Origin of the sequence: Taibaiella koreensis (assembly GCF_003545715.1) — a bacterium.
Lineage (GTDB): Bacteria > Bacteroidota > Bacteroidia > Chitinophagales > Chitinophagaceae > Taibaiella > Taibaiella koreensis.
The window spans coordinates 1,386,541-1,404,562 of record NZ_QVNU01000001.1; the positions used below are offsets into that span (position 1 = coordinate 1,386,541).

Annotated in this window: 18 protein-coding genes; 14 read left to right on the forward strand and 4 right to left on the reverse strand. The window is 51.3% G+C overall.

The window, feature by feature from the left end; translation table 11 throughout:
• Positions 1-2 precede the first annotated feature (2 nt).
• The 3 genes from DZK30_RS06105 (at position 3) to DZK30_RS06115 (ending at position 3,496) form a co-directional block, all read left to right on the forward strand.
• Complete coding sequence (locus DZK30_RS06105) at positions 3-914, forward strand: bestrophin family protein (protein ID WP_118973173.1); 912 nt, start codon at positions 3-5, stop codon at positions 912-914.
• Positions 915-1,052: 138 nt separating this feature from the next.
• Entirely contained in the window at positions 1,053-2,549 is a 1,497-nt protein-coding gene (locus DZK30_RS06110) for an APC family permease (protein ID WP_118973174.1), read from the forward strand.
• Between the two features lie 35 nt (positions 2,550-2,584).
• Positions 2,585-3,496, forward strand: a complete 912-nt coding sequence (locus tag DZK30_RS06115) for a bestrophin family protein (protein WP_118973175.1) — start codon at positions 2,585-2,587, stop codon at positions 3,494-3,496.
• 738 nt (positions 3,497-4,234) lie between these two features.
• Here the strand turns inward: DZK30_RS06115 and DZK30_RS06120 are convergent.
• Positions 4,235-4,840, reverse strand: coding sequence for a YceI family protein (locus DZK30_RS06120; RefSeq protein ID WP_118973176.1), 606 nt, complete (start codon positions 4,838-4,840; stop codon positions 4,235-4,237).
• A gap of 115 nt (positions 4,841-4,955) precedes the next feature.
• On the opposite strand from DZK30_RS06120, the gene DZK30_RS06125 reads away from it, so the two are divergent.
• The 3 genes from DZK30_RS06125 to DZK30_RS06135 all read left to right on the forward strand — a co-directional run bounded on the left by DZK30_RS06125 (position 4,956) and on the right by DZK30_RS06135 (position 8,048).
• On the forward strand, positions 4,956-5,525 hold the full coding sequence (locus tag DZK30_RS06125) for a DUF1543 domain-containing protein (RefSeq protein WP_118973177.1): 570 nt from the start codon (positions 4,956-4,958) through the stop codon (positions 5,523-5,525).
• A gap of 151 nt (positions 5,526-5,676) precedes the next feature.
• The gene (locus DZK30_RS06130) at positions 5,677-7,014 is read left to right on the forward strand and encodes a cytochrome ubiquinol oxidase subunit I (protein WP_118973178.1); all 1,338 of its coding nucleotides are present in this window, start codon (positions 5,677-5,679) and stop codon (positions 7,012-7,014) included.
• Positions 7,011-8,048: a cytochrome d ubiquinol oxidase subunit II gene (locus DZK30_RS06135; protein ID WP_118973179.1), complete on the forward strand. Its 1,038-nt coding sequence runs from the start codon at positions 7,011-7,013 to the stop codon at positions 8,046-8,048. Before DZK30_RS06130 ends, DZK30_RS06135 begins: the two co-directional genes overlap by 4 nt.
• Before the next feature lie 28 nt (positions 8,049-8,076).
• Here DZK30_RS06135 and DZK30_RS06140 read toward each other — a convergent pair whose 3' ends face one another.
• A complete protein-coding gene (locus DZK30_RS06140) occupies positions 8,077-8,403 on the reverse strand; it encodes a DUF983 domain-containing protein (protein WP_162902886.1) in 327 nt (108 codons plus the stop codon).
• Between the two features lie 352 nt (positions 8,404-8,755).
• Here DZK30_RS06140 and DZK30_RS06145 point away from each other — a divergent pair, with 352 nt between their 5' ends.
• Positions 8,756-10,036, forward strand: coding sequence for an MFS transporter (locus tag DZK30_RS06145; RefSeq protein WP_118973181.1), 1,281 nt, complete (start codon positions 8,756-8,758; stop codon positions 10,034-10,036).
• A 4-nt stretch (positions 10,037-10,040) separates the two neighbouring features.
• Here the strand turns inward: DZK30_RS06145 and DZK30_RS06150 are convergent, their stop codons facing one another.
• Both DZK30_RS06150 and hemH read right to left on the reverse strand, forming a co-directional pair.
• Positions 10,041-10,583 carry a CopD family protein gene (locus DZK30_RS06150; protein WP_118973182.1) on the reverse strand — a complete coding sequence of 181 codons (543 nt, stop codon included), beginning with the start codon at positions 10,581-10,583 and terminating at the stop codon, positions 10,041-10,043.
• Between the two features lie 34 nt (positions 10,584-10,617).
• Positions 10,618-11,640 (reverse strand): ferrochelatase, encoded by a 1,023-nt coding sequence (gene hemH, locus DZK30_RS06155; RefSeq protein ID WP_118973183.1) that lies wholly within the window; start codon positions 11,638-11,640, stop codon positions 10,618-10,620.
• Positions 11,641-11,820: 180 nt separating this feature from the next.
• Between hemH and hemA the strand changes: the two genes are divergently transcribed.
• Genes hemA through DZK30_RS06190 form a run of 7 tightly spaced genes read left to right on the forward strand, consistent with a single transcriptional unit; the run spans position 11,821 to position 17,977 of the window.
• Positions 11,821-13,032 (forward strand): glutamyl-tRNA reductase, encoded by a 1,212-nt coding sequence (hemA, locus tag DZK30_RS06160; RefSeq protein WP_240432869.1) that lies wholly within the window; start codon positions 11,821-11,823, stop codon positions 13,030-13,032.
• A gap of 39 nt (positions 13,033-13,071) precedes the next feature.
• Positions 13,072-14,019 (forward strand): hydroxymethylbilane synthase, encoded by a 948-nt coding sequence (gene hemC / locus DZK30_RS06165; protein ID WP_118973185.1) that lies wholly within the window; start codon positions 13,072-13,074, stop codon positions 14,017-14,019.
• A gap of 58 nt (positions 14,020-14,077) precedes the next feature.
• On the forward strand, positions 14,078-14,737 hold the full coding sequence (locus DZK30_RS06170) for a uroporphyrinogen-III synthase (protein ID WP_118973186.1): 660 nt from the start codon (positions 14,078-14,080) through the stop codon (positions 14,735-14,737).
• Positions 14,727-15,761 carry a uroporphyrinogen decarboxylase gene (hemE, locus tag DZK30_RS06175; RefSeq protein ID WP_118973187.1) on the forward strand — a complete coding sequence of 345 codons (1,035 nt, stop codon included), beginning with the start codon at positions 14,727-14,729 and terminating at the stop codon, positions 15,759-15,761. The genes DZK30_RS06170 and hemE overlap by 11 nt, the downstream gene beginning before the upstream one ends.
• Positions 15,739-16,689 carry an oxygen-dependent coproporphyrinogen oxidase gene (gene hemF, locus DZK30_RS06180; RefSeq protein WP_240432870.1) on the forward strand — a complete coding sequence of 317 codons (951 nt, stop codon included), beginning with the start codon at positions 15,739-15,741 and terminating at the stop codon, positions 16,687-16,689. Before hemE ends, hemF begins: the two co-directional genes overlap by 23 nt.
• A 20-nt stretch (positions 16,690-16,709) precedes the next feature.
• Positions 16,710-17,687, forward strand: a complete 978-nt coding sequence (gene hemB, locus DZK30_RS06185; RefSeq protein ID WP_118973189.1) for a porphobilinogen synthase — start codon at positions 16,710-16,712, stop codon at positions 17,685-17,687.
• A 2-nt stretch (positions 17,688-17,689) separates the two neighbouring features.
• Entirely contained in the window at positions 17,690-17,977 is a 288-nt protein-coding gene (locus tag DZK30_RS06190; protein ID WP_118973190.1) for a YciI family protein, read from the forward strand.
• Positions 17,978-18,022 lie beyond the last annotated feature (45 nt).

Consider the following 18,022-nt stretch of genomic DNA (forward strand, 5'->3'; position numbering starts at 1 on the left):
TCATGTTACTGAAAGACAATATTCCCTTCCGCTATATTTTCAGCGGCATCAGGAGAGAGGTGTTTATGATCACGCTATATGTAACGATCATCTGCCTGGCGCAATATGCCTTGCACCTCAAAGTTTCCATCCCTGTTTCCGTGCCGATGATACTCGGTACTATTATTTCCCTGCTGCTGGCCTTCAGGGCCAACCAGGCCTACGACCGCTGGTGGGAAGCCCGTATCGTATGGGGCGGTATCGTAAATGATTCCCGTTCCTGGTCGCGGCAGGTGGTTTCTTATATCGACAACGGCTACGACGATGATGAAAAGGCGGAGCTGGAGCAGCGGCTCATCAACCGGCAAATCGCCTGGGCGCATTGCCTGGGAAGAGCCTTGCGTGGTCAGTCTGATGAAAAGCAGCTGGGCAAATGGCTACATGAAAACGATATGAACTTCATCGCCCGCTACAGCAGCACGCCTATGGCCTTGCTGGAGCTCCAGGCCCGTGATATCAAGTATGCGCTCGACAATGGCTGGATCAATGCTTATCAGCATGTAGAGCTCGACCGCACGCTGACCAATTTCTCCGATCATATGGGTAAGTGTGAAAGGATCAAAAAGACGGTATTCCCCGCGACTTATGGCCTTTACCTGCACCTGGCGATGAACCTGTTCATTATGCTGCTGCCTTTTGCCCTGATCGAATATTTTGGTTGGCTGATGATACCCCTGGTAACAGCGATCGCTTCCGCTTTCTGGCTCATTGAGAAAATGTCGGTACACCTGCAGGATCCCTTTGAGAACAGGCCCACCGATACCCCCGTTACTGCGATAGCGCAAACCATTGAACGGGATCTGGGCCAGGTGCTGCGGCAGCACAACCTGAGCCATGCTGCAGAGAACAGGGTCGAACAATTTTATGTTTTATAAGATGTATGTTTTGTAATGGCGTTGGCAAGCGCCTGCATGGGTGGCCGGTTTGTTTCTACAAACCGGTTTTATTTTTCACAAATTATGCTGGAAAATATTCAACTATTTTTTCGGATATTGGGCCGAAATAAACCATAGATGGCGGAACAAATTAACCCGGGGGCGCCTGCAGAGCAGGGCCATTTTAAACGCTCCCTGAGCCTGATCGACGGTGTGCTGCTAGTAGCAGGCTCCATGATCGGATCAGGGATCTTTATTGTCAGCGCCGATATTACCCGAAATGTAGGTAGCGCCGGTTGGCTGATCGCCGTATGGATCATTACCGGGCTTATGACCATGACCGCAGCCATCAGCTATGGTGAGCTGAGTGGCATGTATCCCCGTGCCGGCGGGCAATATGTTTACCTGAAGGAAGCGTATAACAAGCTGATCGCTTTTTTGTATGGCTGGAGCTTCTTTGCCGTCATCCAGACCGGTACCATCGCCGCGGTGGGCGTTGCCTTCTCCAAATTTGCCGCCTATCTTATACCCCAACTGAGCGAAGACATCAAGCTGTTACAGTTACAAACGGGTACCGACAGCTGCGGCCAGCCCACTTATTTCTCTGTCAGCACAGCCCAGTTGGTATCCATAGCCGTCATCGCCTTGCTTACCTATACCAATACCAAAGGGGTAAAAGGCGGTAAATGGATCCAGAATATCTTTACCACCACCAAGCTTCTGTCGCTGTTCGGCCTCATCCTGGCGGGCTTTCTTATGTTCAAGCCAGAGATATGGCATGCCAACTGGAGCGCCGCCTGGACCGCGACGAAAGCCACGATGGTCGACAGCTGCAATCCTGCTGCCGGCTTCAGCGTAATGCCGATCTCGGGCACTGCCTTGCTGGGTGGTATTGCCGCAGCCATGGTGGGATCAGTGTTCAGCAGCGATGCTTGGAACAATGTAACCTTTATCGCCGGCGAAATGAAAAACCCCCAGCGCAATATCGGGCTGAGTCTTTTCCTGGGTACACTTATTGTTACGGTGATCTACGTTTCGGCCAACCTGGTATATCTGGCGGTATTGCCTATGGACGAGATCGCCCACGCCACGAAGGACAGGGTAGCGGTGACCGCCTCCACGGTGATCTTCGGCGGCCTGGGCACGGCGATTATCGCGATCATGATCATGGTATCGACTTTTGGCTGTGACAACGGTCTTATTCTCGCTGGTTCCCGCGTCTATTATACCATGGCCCAGGATGGCCTGTTCTTTAAAAAGGCTGGGACCCTTAATAAGCATGGTGTTCCGGAATGGGCGCTCTGGGCGCAATGTGTGGTAGCGGCCATCCTTTGCCTTAGTGGTAAATATGGCGACCTGCTCGATATGATCTCCTTCGTGGTGGTGATCTTCTATGTGCTCACCATCGGCGGTGTCTTTATCCTCCGGAAACGCTTACCCGATGCCGAGCGTCCGTACCGGGCTTTCGGCTACCCGTTATTGCCTGCTTTATACATAGTGCTCGGCATCAGCTTTTGCCTGCTGCTCATCTGGTTTAAGCCGCAGTTTACCTGGCCCGGCCTCATCATCGTGCTCATCGGTATCCCTATTTATTATGGATTGAAGCGGCAAAACAAGACAGTTGAAACCGTATAAAACATTTTTTCATCCCAGCTGTTCCTATCATCGTTATGCACATCGCACAGAATATCCGGCTCAGCAGAATACTGAAGAATACCTGGCAGGTCGATCTCCTCATGATCTTCTCCAGTACAGCGGCCTACCTGCTTCACGACCGGCTGATCAAATACCACCTTGAGATACCAACCCTGGTGCCCACGGTACTGGGTACGGCGATCGCCTTTTTTATCGGCTTCAACAATAACCAGGCATATGATCGATGGTGGGAGGGGCGGAAAATATGGGGCGCATTGGTAAACGATTCCCGGTCCTGGGCACGTAACATCATCTGCTATGTCCAGCTGAATAATCTGTCGGAACAGAAAAAGCTGGCCATTCATGGCCGCATGGTCACCAGGCATATCGGTTTTTTGTATGCGCTGAAGGCTGCGCTGCGCGGTGCGGACGATCCTACCTATAAGAATTATTTAAGTGAAGGGGAGGTAATGGAAGTATCGAAGCATAGTAATGTTCATAATGCTATATTGTTGCTGCAATCGCATGAGCTGAACGAGTTGCTGGAAAAAGGCCATATCGATGGTTATCGCTACCTGCAGCTGGATGCCCTGCTGGTGAAGCTTACAGATTCGATGGGTATGGCCGAGCGGATCAAGAACACCGTATTTCCCACCACCTACAACTATTTCACCAAAGTATTTATCTGGCTGTTTGTTGTTTCTGTAGCCCTGGTACTGAGTCAGCCTATGGGCATCTGGGCCATTTTTATGAGTTGGCTGATCGGTTTTGTTTTTATTTCGACCCAGATCAACGGGATGACCCTGCTGAATCCTTTTACCAATAACTCAGCCTCCTTGCCCTTGAACCAGATCACCCGCACTATCGAGATCAACCTGCTCCAAATGCTAAAGGAAGTCAATATCCCTGAACCGGTAAAGCCGGTCAATGATGAATATATTCTTTGATGGGTGGTTGCATGCAATATAGGTGTGTCCATGGTGTTTCGTAAATGAGATCCTTCACTCCGCTGCGCTTTGTTCAGGATGACAGCGTAATATTTACAGCCTGGGTAGGCACAAAGCCATATACATACTATTCATGCTGAGGTCTGCAGGCGCGACCGAAGCATCTCAATTACCTTTATCCACTCCTGAGATCCTTCACTCCGCTGCGCTTTGTTCAGGATGACAGCGTAATATTTACAGCCTGGGTAGGCACAAAGCCATATACATACTATTCATGCTGAGGTCTGCGGACGTCACCGAAGCATCTCAATTACCTTTATCCACTTCTGATATCCTTCACTCCGCTGCGCTACGTTCAGGATGACAGCATAATGTTTACAGTCTGGGTGAGCACAAAGCCATAAACATCACATTGTCATGCTGAGGTCTACGCAGCAACCTAAGCATCTCAATTACTTTTATCCACCCCGGAGATTCTTCATCCGCTGCGCTACGTTCAGGATGACAGCATAATGTTTACAGTCTGGGTGAGCACAAAGCCATAAACATCACATTGTCATGCTGAGGTCTGCGCAGCAACCGAAGCATCTCAATTACCTTTATCCACCACGGAGATTCTTCACTCCGTTACGCTTTGTTCGCGGATCACAACGGGGTGTTTACAGAAGCACAATCATAAACCATAAGCACTAAATAGTTTAAGTCTGCAGGCGTCATCGAAAAATCTCTTTATCAATCTTATTTCGTCATTATCAGCGAAAAGCCAATGGTAAACTCATCGTCTATGGCTTTATCGCCCAACGACGATTTAAGGGTCTTTGAAGCAAATTCCACGCCAAATTTGGTTCTGTCGACCTTGATTTTTTTTGCAGTCACTTCCAGGCGGCCATTGACGGCATTCATGGTAATAGGGAAGCTGATCTCGCGTGTCGTTTCTTTTATCGTCAGCATACCCGTTGCCCAGGCCTGGTCGCCGGAGCGGCGTTCGACCTTTTTGATCTTAAACGTCGTCAACGGATATTTGGTCGCATCAAAAAAGTCGGGCGACATCAGGTGATGTTCCAGCTTCTGTTTTTTCTCGCCTTCCAGGTCAAGGCTTTTAATCGTGCTCATATCGATCGTGAAAGTCCCCGAGGTAATGGTATTCCCATTATAGTTAACCGAACCATCTTTGATCTGGATAGTGCCATTGTGGCCGCCGATCACTTTCTTTCCTTCCCAGGTAACCCCCGATTTGCCGGGATCTACCTTGTAAAGGCCACTGTCTTTAGCTTCATCCTTTCGGAATGCCCAAAAGAAAAATCCGGCCAGGAATACCAAAGAAATGTACAATAGTCTTTTCATGAGATGAATGATTGAATCGTGTGAATAAATATAATGTTGTAACAATACAAACTTAAGCTTTGTTTGGGCAATAATTTAACGAGGGCCGGTAAATACATAGCTTTATTTTTGCTGTATGGAACCCTTATACCTGCATATGGCGATCGTGGGCTGTACGCCTCCCGGCCGTTTTACCGAACAACATGATGTCTTCTTCGGCATCGGCCCCAATATGCCTGCGCTCATCCCTGAGTTGCTTCAATTCTGGCCCGAAGCGGAAGGCAGGCTGCATATCGACGCCTGGCGCAGGGTGACCTGTGTCGATGGACATCATATTACCGTCGGTCCGGCCCATGGCATTACTGAAATGGCTACCGGATCTACTCTGAAACTCTTCTTTCTTAACCTGGGTGGTTACCGGCCGGGCGAATTTGAAGAATATCATTATAAAATGCTCGTTGCCGCCACCGATCAGGGTAAAGCCATTCGTCAGGCAAAGGAAACAGCCTTCTATAAGCACTCGGGATTCAAAGGGGCCGAGTCGCATGTAGATGATAAGTATGGCGTCGATGTCGACGATGTCCATGCCATACGGGATATCCTTGATAAACGGTATAAAGAGCAATACCGGATCGTGCTGACGGAAAAAGAGAACCTGCCCGTCGATGAGCTGCATATCGGGTATTTCAAGCTGGATAAGCTTTAGTGGCTTTCGGTGCGCGATGATATGAGCCGATAAATTATATCAAAAAAGGCGTTGTTTTTTGTCGTTTTACGGCCTTTAATCAGGACCTTTGTATCCGGTTTCCGGACGTCCTGTTCCACCACATTTCTTAATGCGCTAATCCTACGGCGTTATGAATGACTTCTTCGCGGCACGGTCCCAGATGGCATTGTCCCTTGGGTTCCATATTATTTTCTCTTGTATAGGCATGGTAATGCCTTTTTTTATGGCCATAAGTCACTACTACTGGTTGCGTACCGGCGATGTGGTCTTTCGCAATGTGACCCGTGCCTGGAGCAAAGGTGTGGCTATCTTTTTCGCCACTGGAGCGGTTTCCGGCACTGTACTCTCCTTTGAGCTCGGCTTGCTCTGGCCCGAATTCATGAAACATGCCGGTCCTATTTTCGGCATGCCCTTTTCCCTGGAAGGCACAGCATTCTTCATTGAAGCCATTGCGCTGGGCTTCTTCCTCTACGGCTGGGACAAGTTCAATAAATGGTTCCATTGGTTCACCGGCGTAGTTGTCGGCATCAGCGGCCTGGCTTCCGGTATACTGGTTGTGGCTGCCAATGCCTGGATGAATAATCCAGCGGGCTTTACCTATCGCGATGGCGTCTACTCCGATATTGATCCTATAAAGGCAATGTTCAATGATGCCTGGTTGTCGCAGGCCCTGCATATGATGGTGGCCGCTTTTGTGGCCACCGGTTTTGCAGTAGCGGGCGTACATGCGTTAATGGTCCTGAAAGGGAAGAATGTACGCTTCCATTCTGCGGCTTTCCGCATTGCAGCTGCTTTTGCGACCATAGCAGCATTGCTGCAGCCTTTGAGCGGCGATATCTCTGCTAGGGATGTAGCCCGGCGGCAGCCGGCCAAGCTGGCGGCCATGGAGGCGCACTTTCATACCGAAAGCCGCGCCCCGCTTATCATAGGCGGTATCCCCGATGAGGAGCGGAAAGAAGTGCGCTATGCGCTGAAGCTTCCGGCCTTGCTGAGCCTTATGATCGACCATGATCCGGATGCGGTGGTGAAAGGGCTCGACCAGATCCCGGAAGCCGATCATCCGCCGGTAGCCGTAACGCATTACGCTTTCCAGGTCATGGTAGGCCTGGGCATGTTTATGGTCGCTGTTTCCATTCTCTATTACTTTATTATCTGGAAGAAAAAGCGCTGGCGGGATAAACGTTGGCTGCTGAAACTCTTTGTGCTGGCTACACCCATGGGCTTTATTGCTGTGGAGGCCGGCTGGACAGTAACCGAAGTGGGCAGGCAACCCTGGATCATTTATGGTATTATGCGTACCCGCGATGCCGTAACGCCTATGCCCGGCATCAGCTATTCTTTCCTGTTGTTCAGCCTCATTTATTTATCCTTATCGGTGATCGTGATCTTTATGCTGTACCGCCAGATACGTATGGTCGACAAACTTTATGATGTACCCTTACCTGTTTTCAAAAATCCTGAGGCATGATCTATATCGTCATCGGTTACCTGTGGGCTTCTATATTGCTGTACCTGCTATTGGGTGGCGCCGACTTCGGCGCGGGCATCATCGAGCTGTTCACCTCCCGGAAGAACAAGGAAAAAACGCAGCATACCGCTTATAAGGCTATCGGGCCGCTATGGGAGGCCAATCACATGTGGCTCATCATCGCCATTGTGATCCTTTTTGTAGGTTTTCCGGCCATCTATACCACCATGTCGGTACACCTGCATATACCGCTGCTGCTGATGCTCCTGGGTATTATCGCCAGGGGTACGGCGCTTACCTTCCGGCACTATGACGCTGTGGTCGATGACTGGCAAACGCTTTACCGGCGTATCTTTACCTATTCCAGTTTTGTTACACCCTTATTCCTCGGCATTATTGCCGGCAGCACGGTTTCGGGGCAGATCGATACGGAAGCGAAGACCTTTGCCGGCGCTTATCTATCCGGCTGGCTCCAGCTGTTCCCGGTCAGCGTAGGCTTTTTTACCGTAACCATCTGCGGCTTTCTGGCTGCGGTTTATCTTATCGGCGAGGCAACAGACGAAGCGGATAAGACGCGCTACCGGATCAAGTCGAGGGTATTCCAGAACCTGGCCATCTTCTGTGGTGTTTTGGTGTTTGCAGCGGCAGCTTACGAGCATATCCCGCTCTGGAGCTGGGTTTTCGGGCAACCGGTGGGTATTGCAGCGGTGGCATTAGCATCGCTGTCGGTAATCCTGTTCCGTATCCTGCTGCGGAGACCCGGCCGGCAACCTTTGCGTATGCTGGCGGCCTTTCAAATATGTATGATCCTGCTGGTGACCACCTATCATCATTATCCCGATATCGTTTTGCTGAAGAATGGTCATCATCTCTCCCTGTTGGAAGAGCAGGGGCAACAAAAGACCACCGAAGCCCTGGGCTGGGCGCTCATACTGGGAAGCCTTTTTATTCTGCCCGCACTATTTTACCTGATGTATGCGTTCCAGATGAAAAGCCGTAAAAAGGTATACGGGCAGGCAACGATGCACGAATAGCATTGCTTGTTGCCGTAACCGGAACAGCCTATTTAAGGATGTTGTTTTTTACTCCTTCATGGTGTTGCGCCGCAGCATCCTTTTTGTACCCGATCACCAGGTACAGGAACAGCACACGTGAAAAGCGCATCAGCCAGGGCTGCAGGATCAAAGACAGTATGGTAGCGGCGCCCAGGTAATAAAAAACGCTGTTGTCCTTGTAGGAAATGCCGAATACGGGCCAGTAAATGCAGAGGGTAAGGATGAAGATAATAAAGACAAAGACAAAGTTCATACCCTGCCCGTAATTCTGCTCCACTTTGATCTTTTGGCCGCAGCTGTGGCAATGCTCTTCCATGCGCAAGCAAGTCTTCAAAGGAAAAACATGCTTTTGGGTGAATAGATTGCCCTGACGACAACGCGGGCATTTGCTACCCAACAAGCCTTTAAGCAAAGAAACGGAACGGGTTGACATAGACGGCGCAAAGGTACGTATTGGATGTAAGAATCAGGTATCAAGTATCAAGTACCAAGTATTACGTACCTAATACCTAATACCTAATACCTAATACCTAATACCTAATACCTAATACCTAATACCTAATACCTAATACCTAATACCTAATACCTAATACGTAGCTTACAATTGCTTACATTCTTGTCCCCTGCTTTCAATCTAATATCTAAAGTCTAACATCTAAAGTCTAATCTCTATCTTGTGGCCCGACATGACTGAAAAGATCTCTTCGCGCAGGCTGAAAGCCATTTTCGGCGGCTCCATCGGCAACCTGGTGGAATGGTATGATTGGTATGCCTATTCCGCCTTTTCCATTTATTTTTCCGCCGCCTTTTTTCCCGAAGGCAATGCTACAGCGCAGCTGCTGAACAGCGCCGGCATCTTTGCCCTGGGTTTTCTCATGCGTCCGCTGGGGGGCTGGCTGTTTGGCCGTATCGCCGATAAGGCAGGGCGGAAGCAATCGATGCTGCTATCCGTAGTGCTCATGTCGCTGGGGTCGCTACTGATCGCCTGTACACCTGCATACAAAACAATAGGCATCCTGGCGCCCATCCTGCTCCTGGTGGCCCGTCTACTGCAAGGGCTAAGCGTCGGCGGCGAATATGGGGTTTCCGCTACCTACCTCAGCGAAATGGCTTCGCGCAACAGAAGGGGCTTTTATTCCAGCTTCCAGTATGTAACACTTATCGGCGGCCAGCTGATCGCGCTGGGCTTACAGTTGTTGCTGCAAAAGCTTTTGCTCACTCCGGAGCAACTGTCGGCATGGGGCTGGCGCATACCCTTCGCTTTCGGAGCGGTATTGTCGGTGATCGCATTATACCTTCGCCGCAACCTGGACGAGACGCATGCCTTCGAACAGCAGCAAAAGCCGGAAGCGAAGAAGGGAACGATCGGGGAACTGATGAAGCATCCCAAGGCTTTGCTGACCGTGGTAGGGCTTACGCTGGGAGGGACACTGGCCTTTTACACCTATACGACTTATATGCAAAAATTCCTGGTCAATACGGTGCAGCTCAGCAAAGAGCAATCCACCCTGATCTCGTTTTTGTCCCTGTTCATATTTGCCTGCCTGCAGCCGCTGTTTGGCCTGCTATCTGACCGTATCGGGCGTAAGCCTTTACTGATCGGCTTTGGTCTGTTGGGCACGTTGTGCACAGTGCCGCTACTTACTGCACTGAGTCACGCCAGCAGCCAATGGGGCGCTTTTGCCCTGCTGCTGGCGGCTTTGGTAATTGTAAGCGGCTATACCAGCATCAATGCGGTGGTTAAGGCCGAGCTGTTTCCCGCCGAGGTAAGGGCCTTGGGTGTGGGATTGCCCTATGCGCTTACGGTCGCCTTATTTGGCGGTACAGCGGAATACATTGCTTTATGGATGAAGGAAGCAGGGCATGAGACCCTGTACTATTGGTACATTACGGGCTGCATCCTGGTGTCGCTGCTGGTATACTTATTCATGGGAGATACCAGGAAGGAGTCTAAGATAGAAGCGTAAGGGATCAGGAGCGGCGCAACTTACGGTATAGCCGTATCGCCAGCATCAGCAGGATCACCAGCAGGATGAGGCCGATTAATCCCCACAGCCAGCTCATAGCCGATTTTACCGTAGCCAGCATGACGATGGCGACAAGAAAAATGGTAGCGACCTCGTTCCAAATGCGTAGCTGCTTTGAGCTGTACCGGAAGATGCCCTGCTGCTGTTGCCGGAAAATACGGTGCAAACTCAGGAAATAAGCATACAGCAGCAACACGAAGAGCAACTTGATGTGCAGCCAGGGATAAGCGCCAAAATCTTCAAGGTAATTCCCTTTCCACAACACCAGCGGACCGAAGATCAGGGTAAGGATCGCAGAAGGTACCGTAATACCATACCATAGCCGCTTGCTCATGAGTGCAAAATGCTGTTGCAGGATGCTGCGCTCCGGCTCTTCTTTATCCTGTGCTTCACGATTGTAGATAAAGAGCCGCACAATATAGAACATGCCGCTGAACCAGGTCACAATGAAAATGATGTGCAGGGCCTTGAGATAAAGGAAGCTCATAGCAGGAAAATGTTTGGTCGTGCAAAGGTAGCAATCATTTCTCTACCCAGCGGACAATGGTATCCACCCATTGCGGACTATCATTAAGGCAGGGAATATAAGTAAGCTCTGTACCGCCTGCATGTTCAAAAGCATGTTTGCCTTCCATGGCAATTTCTTCAAGCGTCTCCAGGCAATCGTTGATAAAGGCGGGGCAAACCACCAGCAAGCGTTGTACACCCTCTTGTGGTAATGCTTCCAGTCGCACCGCGGTATAAGGCTTGATCCATTCGTTACCGGCCTGCGTGAGTCGTGACTGAAACGATGTTTCCACTCTTTCCTGCGGAATATTCAGAAAAGCTGTTACCAGCTGTGTGGTCTCAAGACATTGCTTTTGGTAATTGACCGGCGGCATGACGAAACCGGCTTTGACTTTGTCGCCGGCCGCAAGCGTTGTGGCAATCGTCTGGTCGTCCTTACGCATATGCCGCTCGGGCAAGCCATGGTAGCTGAACAGGATCTTGTCGTAAGGCCGGTCGAGATAGGGCCGTATCCTTTCCGACAGCGCCGCGATATAATCCGGGTGGTTGTAAAAAGGGCTGATAAAGCTAAGCGAAAAGGGATAGCCGGATTGTTTGTGTACCTTTTTCACGTAGTCCACAGCCGTCCTGTAGCTCGACATGGTATAATGCGGATACAGTGGGAAAACCAGCAACTCCTTAATGTCAGGATGTTCCTCCCGCAGCTGGTCAAGGACTGCCTTGGGGCAGGGATTGCCATATCTCATGGCAAGGACGACAGGGTAATCCAGCTTTTGCTGTACGGCATCGCCCAGCTGGCGGCTGAGCGCGATGAGCGGCGATCCGTCGGGGCGCCACACCCGTTTGTAAGCTTCCGCCGACTTTGGTGCACGAAAGGGGGAAATGATCCAATGGACCAGCGGGTAGCGAAAAACCACAGGGAAGTCCAGCACATTGGTGTCCATGAGAAATTCGTTCAGGTAACGTTGCACATCTTTGGGATCGGTAGAATCCGGGGAGCCGAGATTCATAAGCAGGAGCGCTTTTGCAGAGGACATATAGCAGCTGTAATAATAAAACCGTGGCGAAGGTAATGTCATATCGGGGATGGCCGGGTAGACATATTCCTAATTTTGGTTAAATCGCCTTGAAATGACAGTTCTATGACAATGCAGGCTCCTAACCATTGCGCTTCTGTGGTATTTTTGCTGCGGTTAAAAAACGCAAAGGAGCACTACTTGGAAGACTTAAAATCAGCGACGGACTTTTGGGTGATCGGCATCAATTATCGTAAAGCAGATACCACCCTGCGCGGGGCCTATGCCGTTAATGAACATCAGTACGAAGCGATCTTAGATTCGGCCAAGGTGTTCGGTGTCTCCAGTCTTTTTGTGCTCTCCACTTGTAACCGTACCGAATTATATGGCTTTGCAGAACAGGCGGATCAGCTGACCGGCTTGCTCTGTCGTCATACAGAAGGCAGTGCGGAGGCCTTTACGGCTCAGGCCTATATCAAAAAGGGAAATGAAGCCCTCAACCATATTTTTAATGTGGCCGCGGGGCTCGATTCGCAGATATTGGGTGATTATGAGATCGTAGGCCAAATAAAACAGGCCTTTTATTTTGCCAGAGACCGCGGCTATACCAATAGCTTTCTCGATCGTCTCTTTAATACCGTATTACAATCCTGCCGTGCCATCCGGAGCGAGACAAAGCTGAGCAGCGGTACTGTTTCCGTAGCCTTTGCCGCGGTACAGTTTATTCGCAACCGTATAGATAGCTTCGATCACAAACGTATTCTTATCCTGGGCTCCGGTGAAATAGGGCAGGCGGCTTGCCGCAACCTGCTCACCTTTGCTGGGAAAGATCAGGTAACGCTGATCAATCGTACGGAGGGAAAAGCCCAGGCGCTGGCAGAGGAGCTGGGCCTGCATACGGCTCCTTTTGAAATGCTGCGACAATATATCCGAGAATGCGATATTATCATCGTGGCTACGGCTGCGGCCACGCCACTGATCACGGTTGCCGACCTGGCGGAAGGCGATGAAAAGATACTGATCGATTTGTCCATTCCTAACAATATCGATGCTGCTGTGCAGCAATATAAAGGGATTGTTCTAGCCAATGTCGATGACCTTTCCCGTATCAACGACGAAACGCTCCGTAAACGCCAGGCAGAGATACCCAAAGCTGAAGAGCTAATTACCTGCCATATTCACGAATTTGCAGAATGGTACCTGATGCAGCAGCACGTACCTGTCCTGAAAGCCGTTAAGGAAAAGCTTCACGCGCTCAACATGCAGCTCGCAGAGGCCCGGCAGCAGGATGACAAACAAGCTGTGCAAAAAGCTTTGAACACCATGGCAAAGAAAATGCGCACAGAAGAGCAACGGCCGGGCTGCAACTATATCGAAACCATTCACCATTATCTGAAGCAAACGGTGGCTTAGCAGCAATCTGCAATACCCACCCCGCTCCCCGAGTAAACAATGAATCTTCCCCTCTCGATACGTATCGGAACCCGCGACAGTAAACTGGCCTTATGGCAGGCAGCACGGGTAAAAGAACGACTGGAACAACAAGGCGTTGCATGCACCCTGGTGCCTGTGAAAAGCGAAGGAGACCTGGACCTCGTCACGCCGCTTTATGCCATGGGCGTAGAAGGTGTTTTTACAAAGACCCTTGATGCGCACCTTTTGAGCGATCGTATCGACATAGCCGTACACTCGATGAAGGATGTCCCCACACAGCTTGCGGCCGGCCTTGTGCAAGCCGCGGTGCTTGAACGGGGAAATTATAAAGATATACTGATCGCCAGGAATGCCACGGCACAGCAACGCTTGTTGAACGGAGAGCAGTATCCGGCCGTGATCGCAACGGGCTCAATACGCCGTAAAGCGCAATGGCTGCGTCGTTATCCCGGGCATCGTATCGAAAACCTGAGAGGCAATGTTCAAACCCGTATGCAAAAGCTGCAGGACAATGAATGGGAGGGCGCGATCTTTGCAGCAGCGGGCCTCGAGCGTATGGCTATGGCTATACCGTATTCGATAGCATTGGACTGGATGCTGCCGGCACCGGCGCAGGGCGCGATCATGGTCGTTTGCCGTGAGCAAGACGATTGGGTGCAGACGCAGTGCGCTATGCTGAACGATGAGGCAACGGCTGCCTGTGTAAAAGCCGAGCGGGACTTTCTGTCGGCACTTATGGGTGGATGCTCCACGCCTATCAGCGCCCTGGCAGAATGGGTCGACGGACAGCTTTGCTTCAAAGGAAATATCTTGTCACCTGATGGCAACGATTACCTCGAACACAGCGCAGTGTTTTCATCGGCAGATGCCGGTACCGCAGGCATCGTGGCTGCTGAAGCCATAAAAGAGCGGGGCGCTGCAAGCATCGTCGCTGCGATCAAAGCACATAAACAGGAGCAAAAATAAAACGCGATCTATTCATCAGGCTATTTCTATATTAAGCACAAGGGCTCTGCCCGCAAGCTTGCCCGAAAAAATAAGGCAGGCCGGGTGGGCGATCGATGAAATGCCCTTTATCACTACTCATCTGAAAGAAGACCGGGTATTGCGGCAACAGCTGGCGGGCTATGCCGGCCAAGGCGAAATGCTCGCGCTATTCACCAGCCGTCATGCCGTGGAAGCGGTAACCGCCTTACTACCCGGGCCGCCGGACTGGTCGATTGCCTGTCTCAGCGGCGCCACCTACGCAGCCGTGCGGCTTTACTGGCCGCTGGAGGCAATCGTAGCCACGGCGCCACATGCCGCAGCATTGGCTGCAGAAGTGATAGCAGCGGCGCCATCAGGCCCCGTGGTATTCTTTTGTGGCGATCAAAGGCTGGATCATTTACCCGCTATGCTGAAGCAGGCGGGAATACCTTTTGAAGAGCCGATGGTTTACGAAACAGTCGCTACGCCGCAAAAGGTCGCTGCACATTACGATGCCGTTTTGTTTTTCAGCCCCAGCGCGGTGCACAGCTTCTTTTCACAGAACGTATTGCCGGAGCGGACAGTCGCTTTTGCGATAGGAGAGACGACGGCCGGATGTATACAACATTATTCAAAAAACAAGGTCATTAGGGCATCGCAACCCTCAGCGGAGGCGATGATCGACAAGGTGATCGACTATTGGGACTATGATGAATGACTTATTGCTGAGAGCGCTCAAAGGAGCACCGGTAGAGCGTGTGCCGGTATGGATGATGCGCCAGGCCGGACGCTACCTGCCCGAGTATATCGCACTCCGGAACCGTTACGGCTTTTTCGAGCGTTGCCAGACGCCCGCGCTGGCTTGCGAGATCACCTTGCAACCGGTAGATATTATCGGCGTCGATGCGGCGATATTGTTTTCCGATATCCTGGTCGTACCCCAGGCCATGGGACTGGAAGTGCAGCTGATAGAGAACAAAGGTCCGGTGCTACCCGATCCCATACGGAACGACAAAGATCTGCAACGGATAACCGTTCCCGACGTGCAGGACCGCCTGCATTATGTATTTGATGCGATACGCCTTATCAAACAGGAACTAAACGGCAGGGTTCCCTTGATCGGCTTTGCCGGCGCTCCCTGGACCTTGCTCTGTTATATGGTGCAAGGCAAGGGTAGCAAGACCTTTGATGAGGCGAAAGCCTTTTGCTATACACAGCCGGAGCTCGCGCATCGCGTGCTGCAAATGATCACCGACACTACCATCGGCTATCTGAAAGAGCAGATCAGGGCGGGAGCCGATGCCGTGCAGCTGTTCGATAGCTGGGGTGGTCTGCTGGGTCCCGCCGATTTCGAGCATTTGTCCTTGCAGTATATGCGGCAGATCGTGGCGGCGGTAAAAGACGAAGCGCCAATAGTGGTCTTTGCCAAAGGCGCCTGGCATGCGTTGGGTGCTATGGCTGCCACAGGAGCGCAGGGACTGGGGCTGGATTGGTGTGTTCCGCCGGAGATGGCCCGTCAGCTGGCAGGCAACAAGACTACGTTGCAGGGCAATTTTGACCCGGCCAAATTATTGTCGCCTATCCCGGTGATCCAAAAAGAGGTAAAACAAATGTTGCATGATTTTGGCCGGGAGCGTTATATTGCCAATCTTGGCCACGGCATTCTGCCCAATGTGCCTGTCGATCATGCGCGTGCCTTTGTAGATACGGTAAAGAACTATGACTTTAATAAACATGACTAATGGAAGGGATGACAGCCGGCGGGACCGTTGGGTGGCTTATGTACAGGCGCTTCAGGACAGGATATGTGCAGCGGTAGAAGTAGCCGACGGCGTTGCCCGTTTCAGGGAAGATCATTGGCAGCGGGCAGGTGGCGAAGGTGGCGGTGGTAAGACCCGTACCATTGCCGGAGGCGAGGTGTTTGAAAAGGGTGGGGTAAATACCTCCGTTGTTTATGGCCCGGTTACCGATGCAATGCGAAAAGCGCTGCAGATGGAGGGGCATACCTGGTTTGCCTGCGGCCTGAGCCTGGTGTTGCATCCCCTGAATCCCTTTGTACCCACCGTGCATGCCAACTGGCGATACTTCGAGATATATGACGGGGAAAGGCTGGTGGCTGAACGTTGGTTTGGCGGCGGCTGCGATCTCACGCCTTATTATTTATTCGAAGACGATGCGCATCATTTTCACGGAATGCTGAAAGCCGCGATAGATCCTTTTGGAGAGGAGTTGTATCCTATGTACAAAAAGGAATGCGACCACTACTTTGTGAACAAGCACCGGGGCGATGAGGCGCGTGGCATCGGCGGTGTTTTCTATGAGCACCTGCAACCGGCAGATGATGAAGATTGGGAGCGCCTGTTCTCCTTTCAGCAGGCTAACGGAGACCAGTTCATTCCCGCTTACATGCCTATCGTATCCCGGCGGAAAGATATGCCCTGGTTACCGGAGCATAAATATTGGCAGGAAATACGGAGAGGACGGTATGTCGAATTCAACCTGGTACACGACCGGGGCACCTTGTTTGGACTAAAGACCGATGGCCGTACCGAGAGCATCCTGATGAGCCTGCCGCCAACCGTTCGTTTCGAATACGATCACCAGCCGCAGCCCGGTAGTCCTGAAGAACAATTGTTGACGGTGTGCCGTCACCCGGTAGATTGGGTGTAGCACCTTAAAAATAAGAAGCCATGTACCTTCAAAGAAGAAACCGAATGCTACGTACCAATGCCGCCATCCGCAGTATGGTGGCCGAAACGGTTTTAACGCCGGACGACCTTATGGCCCCCTTGTTCATTGACGAAGGAACCGGTTATAGCCGGGAGATACCCTCCATGCCGGGTTATTATCGCCGGTCTGTAGATCTTACGATCGAAGAGGCAAAAGCGCTTTGGCGTCTTGGTGTCAAAAGTGTGCTGTTGTTCATCAAATGCGATGATGCACTCAAAGACAATACCGGTAAAGAAGCCTGGAATAAGGACGGCCTGATGCAACGCGCCGTTCAGGCTATAAAGGAAGCCTTGCCGGATATGATCGTCATGACGGACGTGGCTCTGGATCCTTACTCGGAGTATGGCCACGATGGTATCGTAAAGGACGGGCAGATCGTGAATGATGAAACAGTTGAAGCGCTGGTAAACATGAGCCTGAGCCATGCAGCAGCCGGGGCCGACTTTGTGGCGCCCAGCGATATGATGGACGGCCGTATTGGCGCCATACGGCAGGCGCTGGAGCAGGAAGGCTATACGCGTACCGGTATCATGAGCTATAGCGCCAAGTATGCATCCTGTTTTTACGGACCGTTTCGCGATGCGTTGGATAGTGCGCCGGGCTTCGGTGATAAGAAGACCTATCAGATGGATTATGCCAACAGGAGGGAGGCCGTAAAGGAAACACTGATGGATATCGAAGAAGGCGCAGATATCGTGATGATAAAACCGGCAATGGCTTACCTCGACATCATCAGGGAGGTGCGCGATGCGGTTACGGTGCCGGTAAGCGCTTATCATGTGAGCGGCGAATATGCCATGATCAAGGCTGCTGCGCAAATGGGATGGCTGCAGGAAGAAAAAGCGATCCTGGAAAGCCTTACTTCCATTAAGCGCGCCGGAGCCGATCTGATCGCCACCTATTTTGCCAAAGACGCAGCGCAGCTGCTCAACCGTTAATCATGTTTATCGTCGATTTGCAATACCTTGCCCCGCTTGAGACAATAGATGCCGCCCTAGAGGCGCATGTTCGCTTTCTCGATGAAGGCTATGCCAGCGGCTATTTTATCGCATCAGGCCGGAAAGAGCCACGTACCGGCGGCATCATCCTGGCCGTGGCCAGCGATAAAGCGCAGCTGGAATCGTTTTTGAGAGACGATCCTTTTTACCGGGAAGGGCTGGCCCGATATACCATTACCGAATTTATTGCCGGCAGAAAGGCAGACAACGCCGGCTCGCTAATCGCATAACTTTGTTATAAGCATTTGCCCATAGCGGCATCAATAGAAGAACAT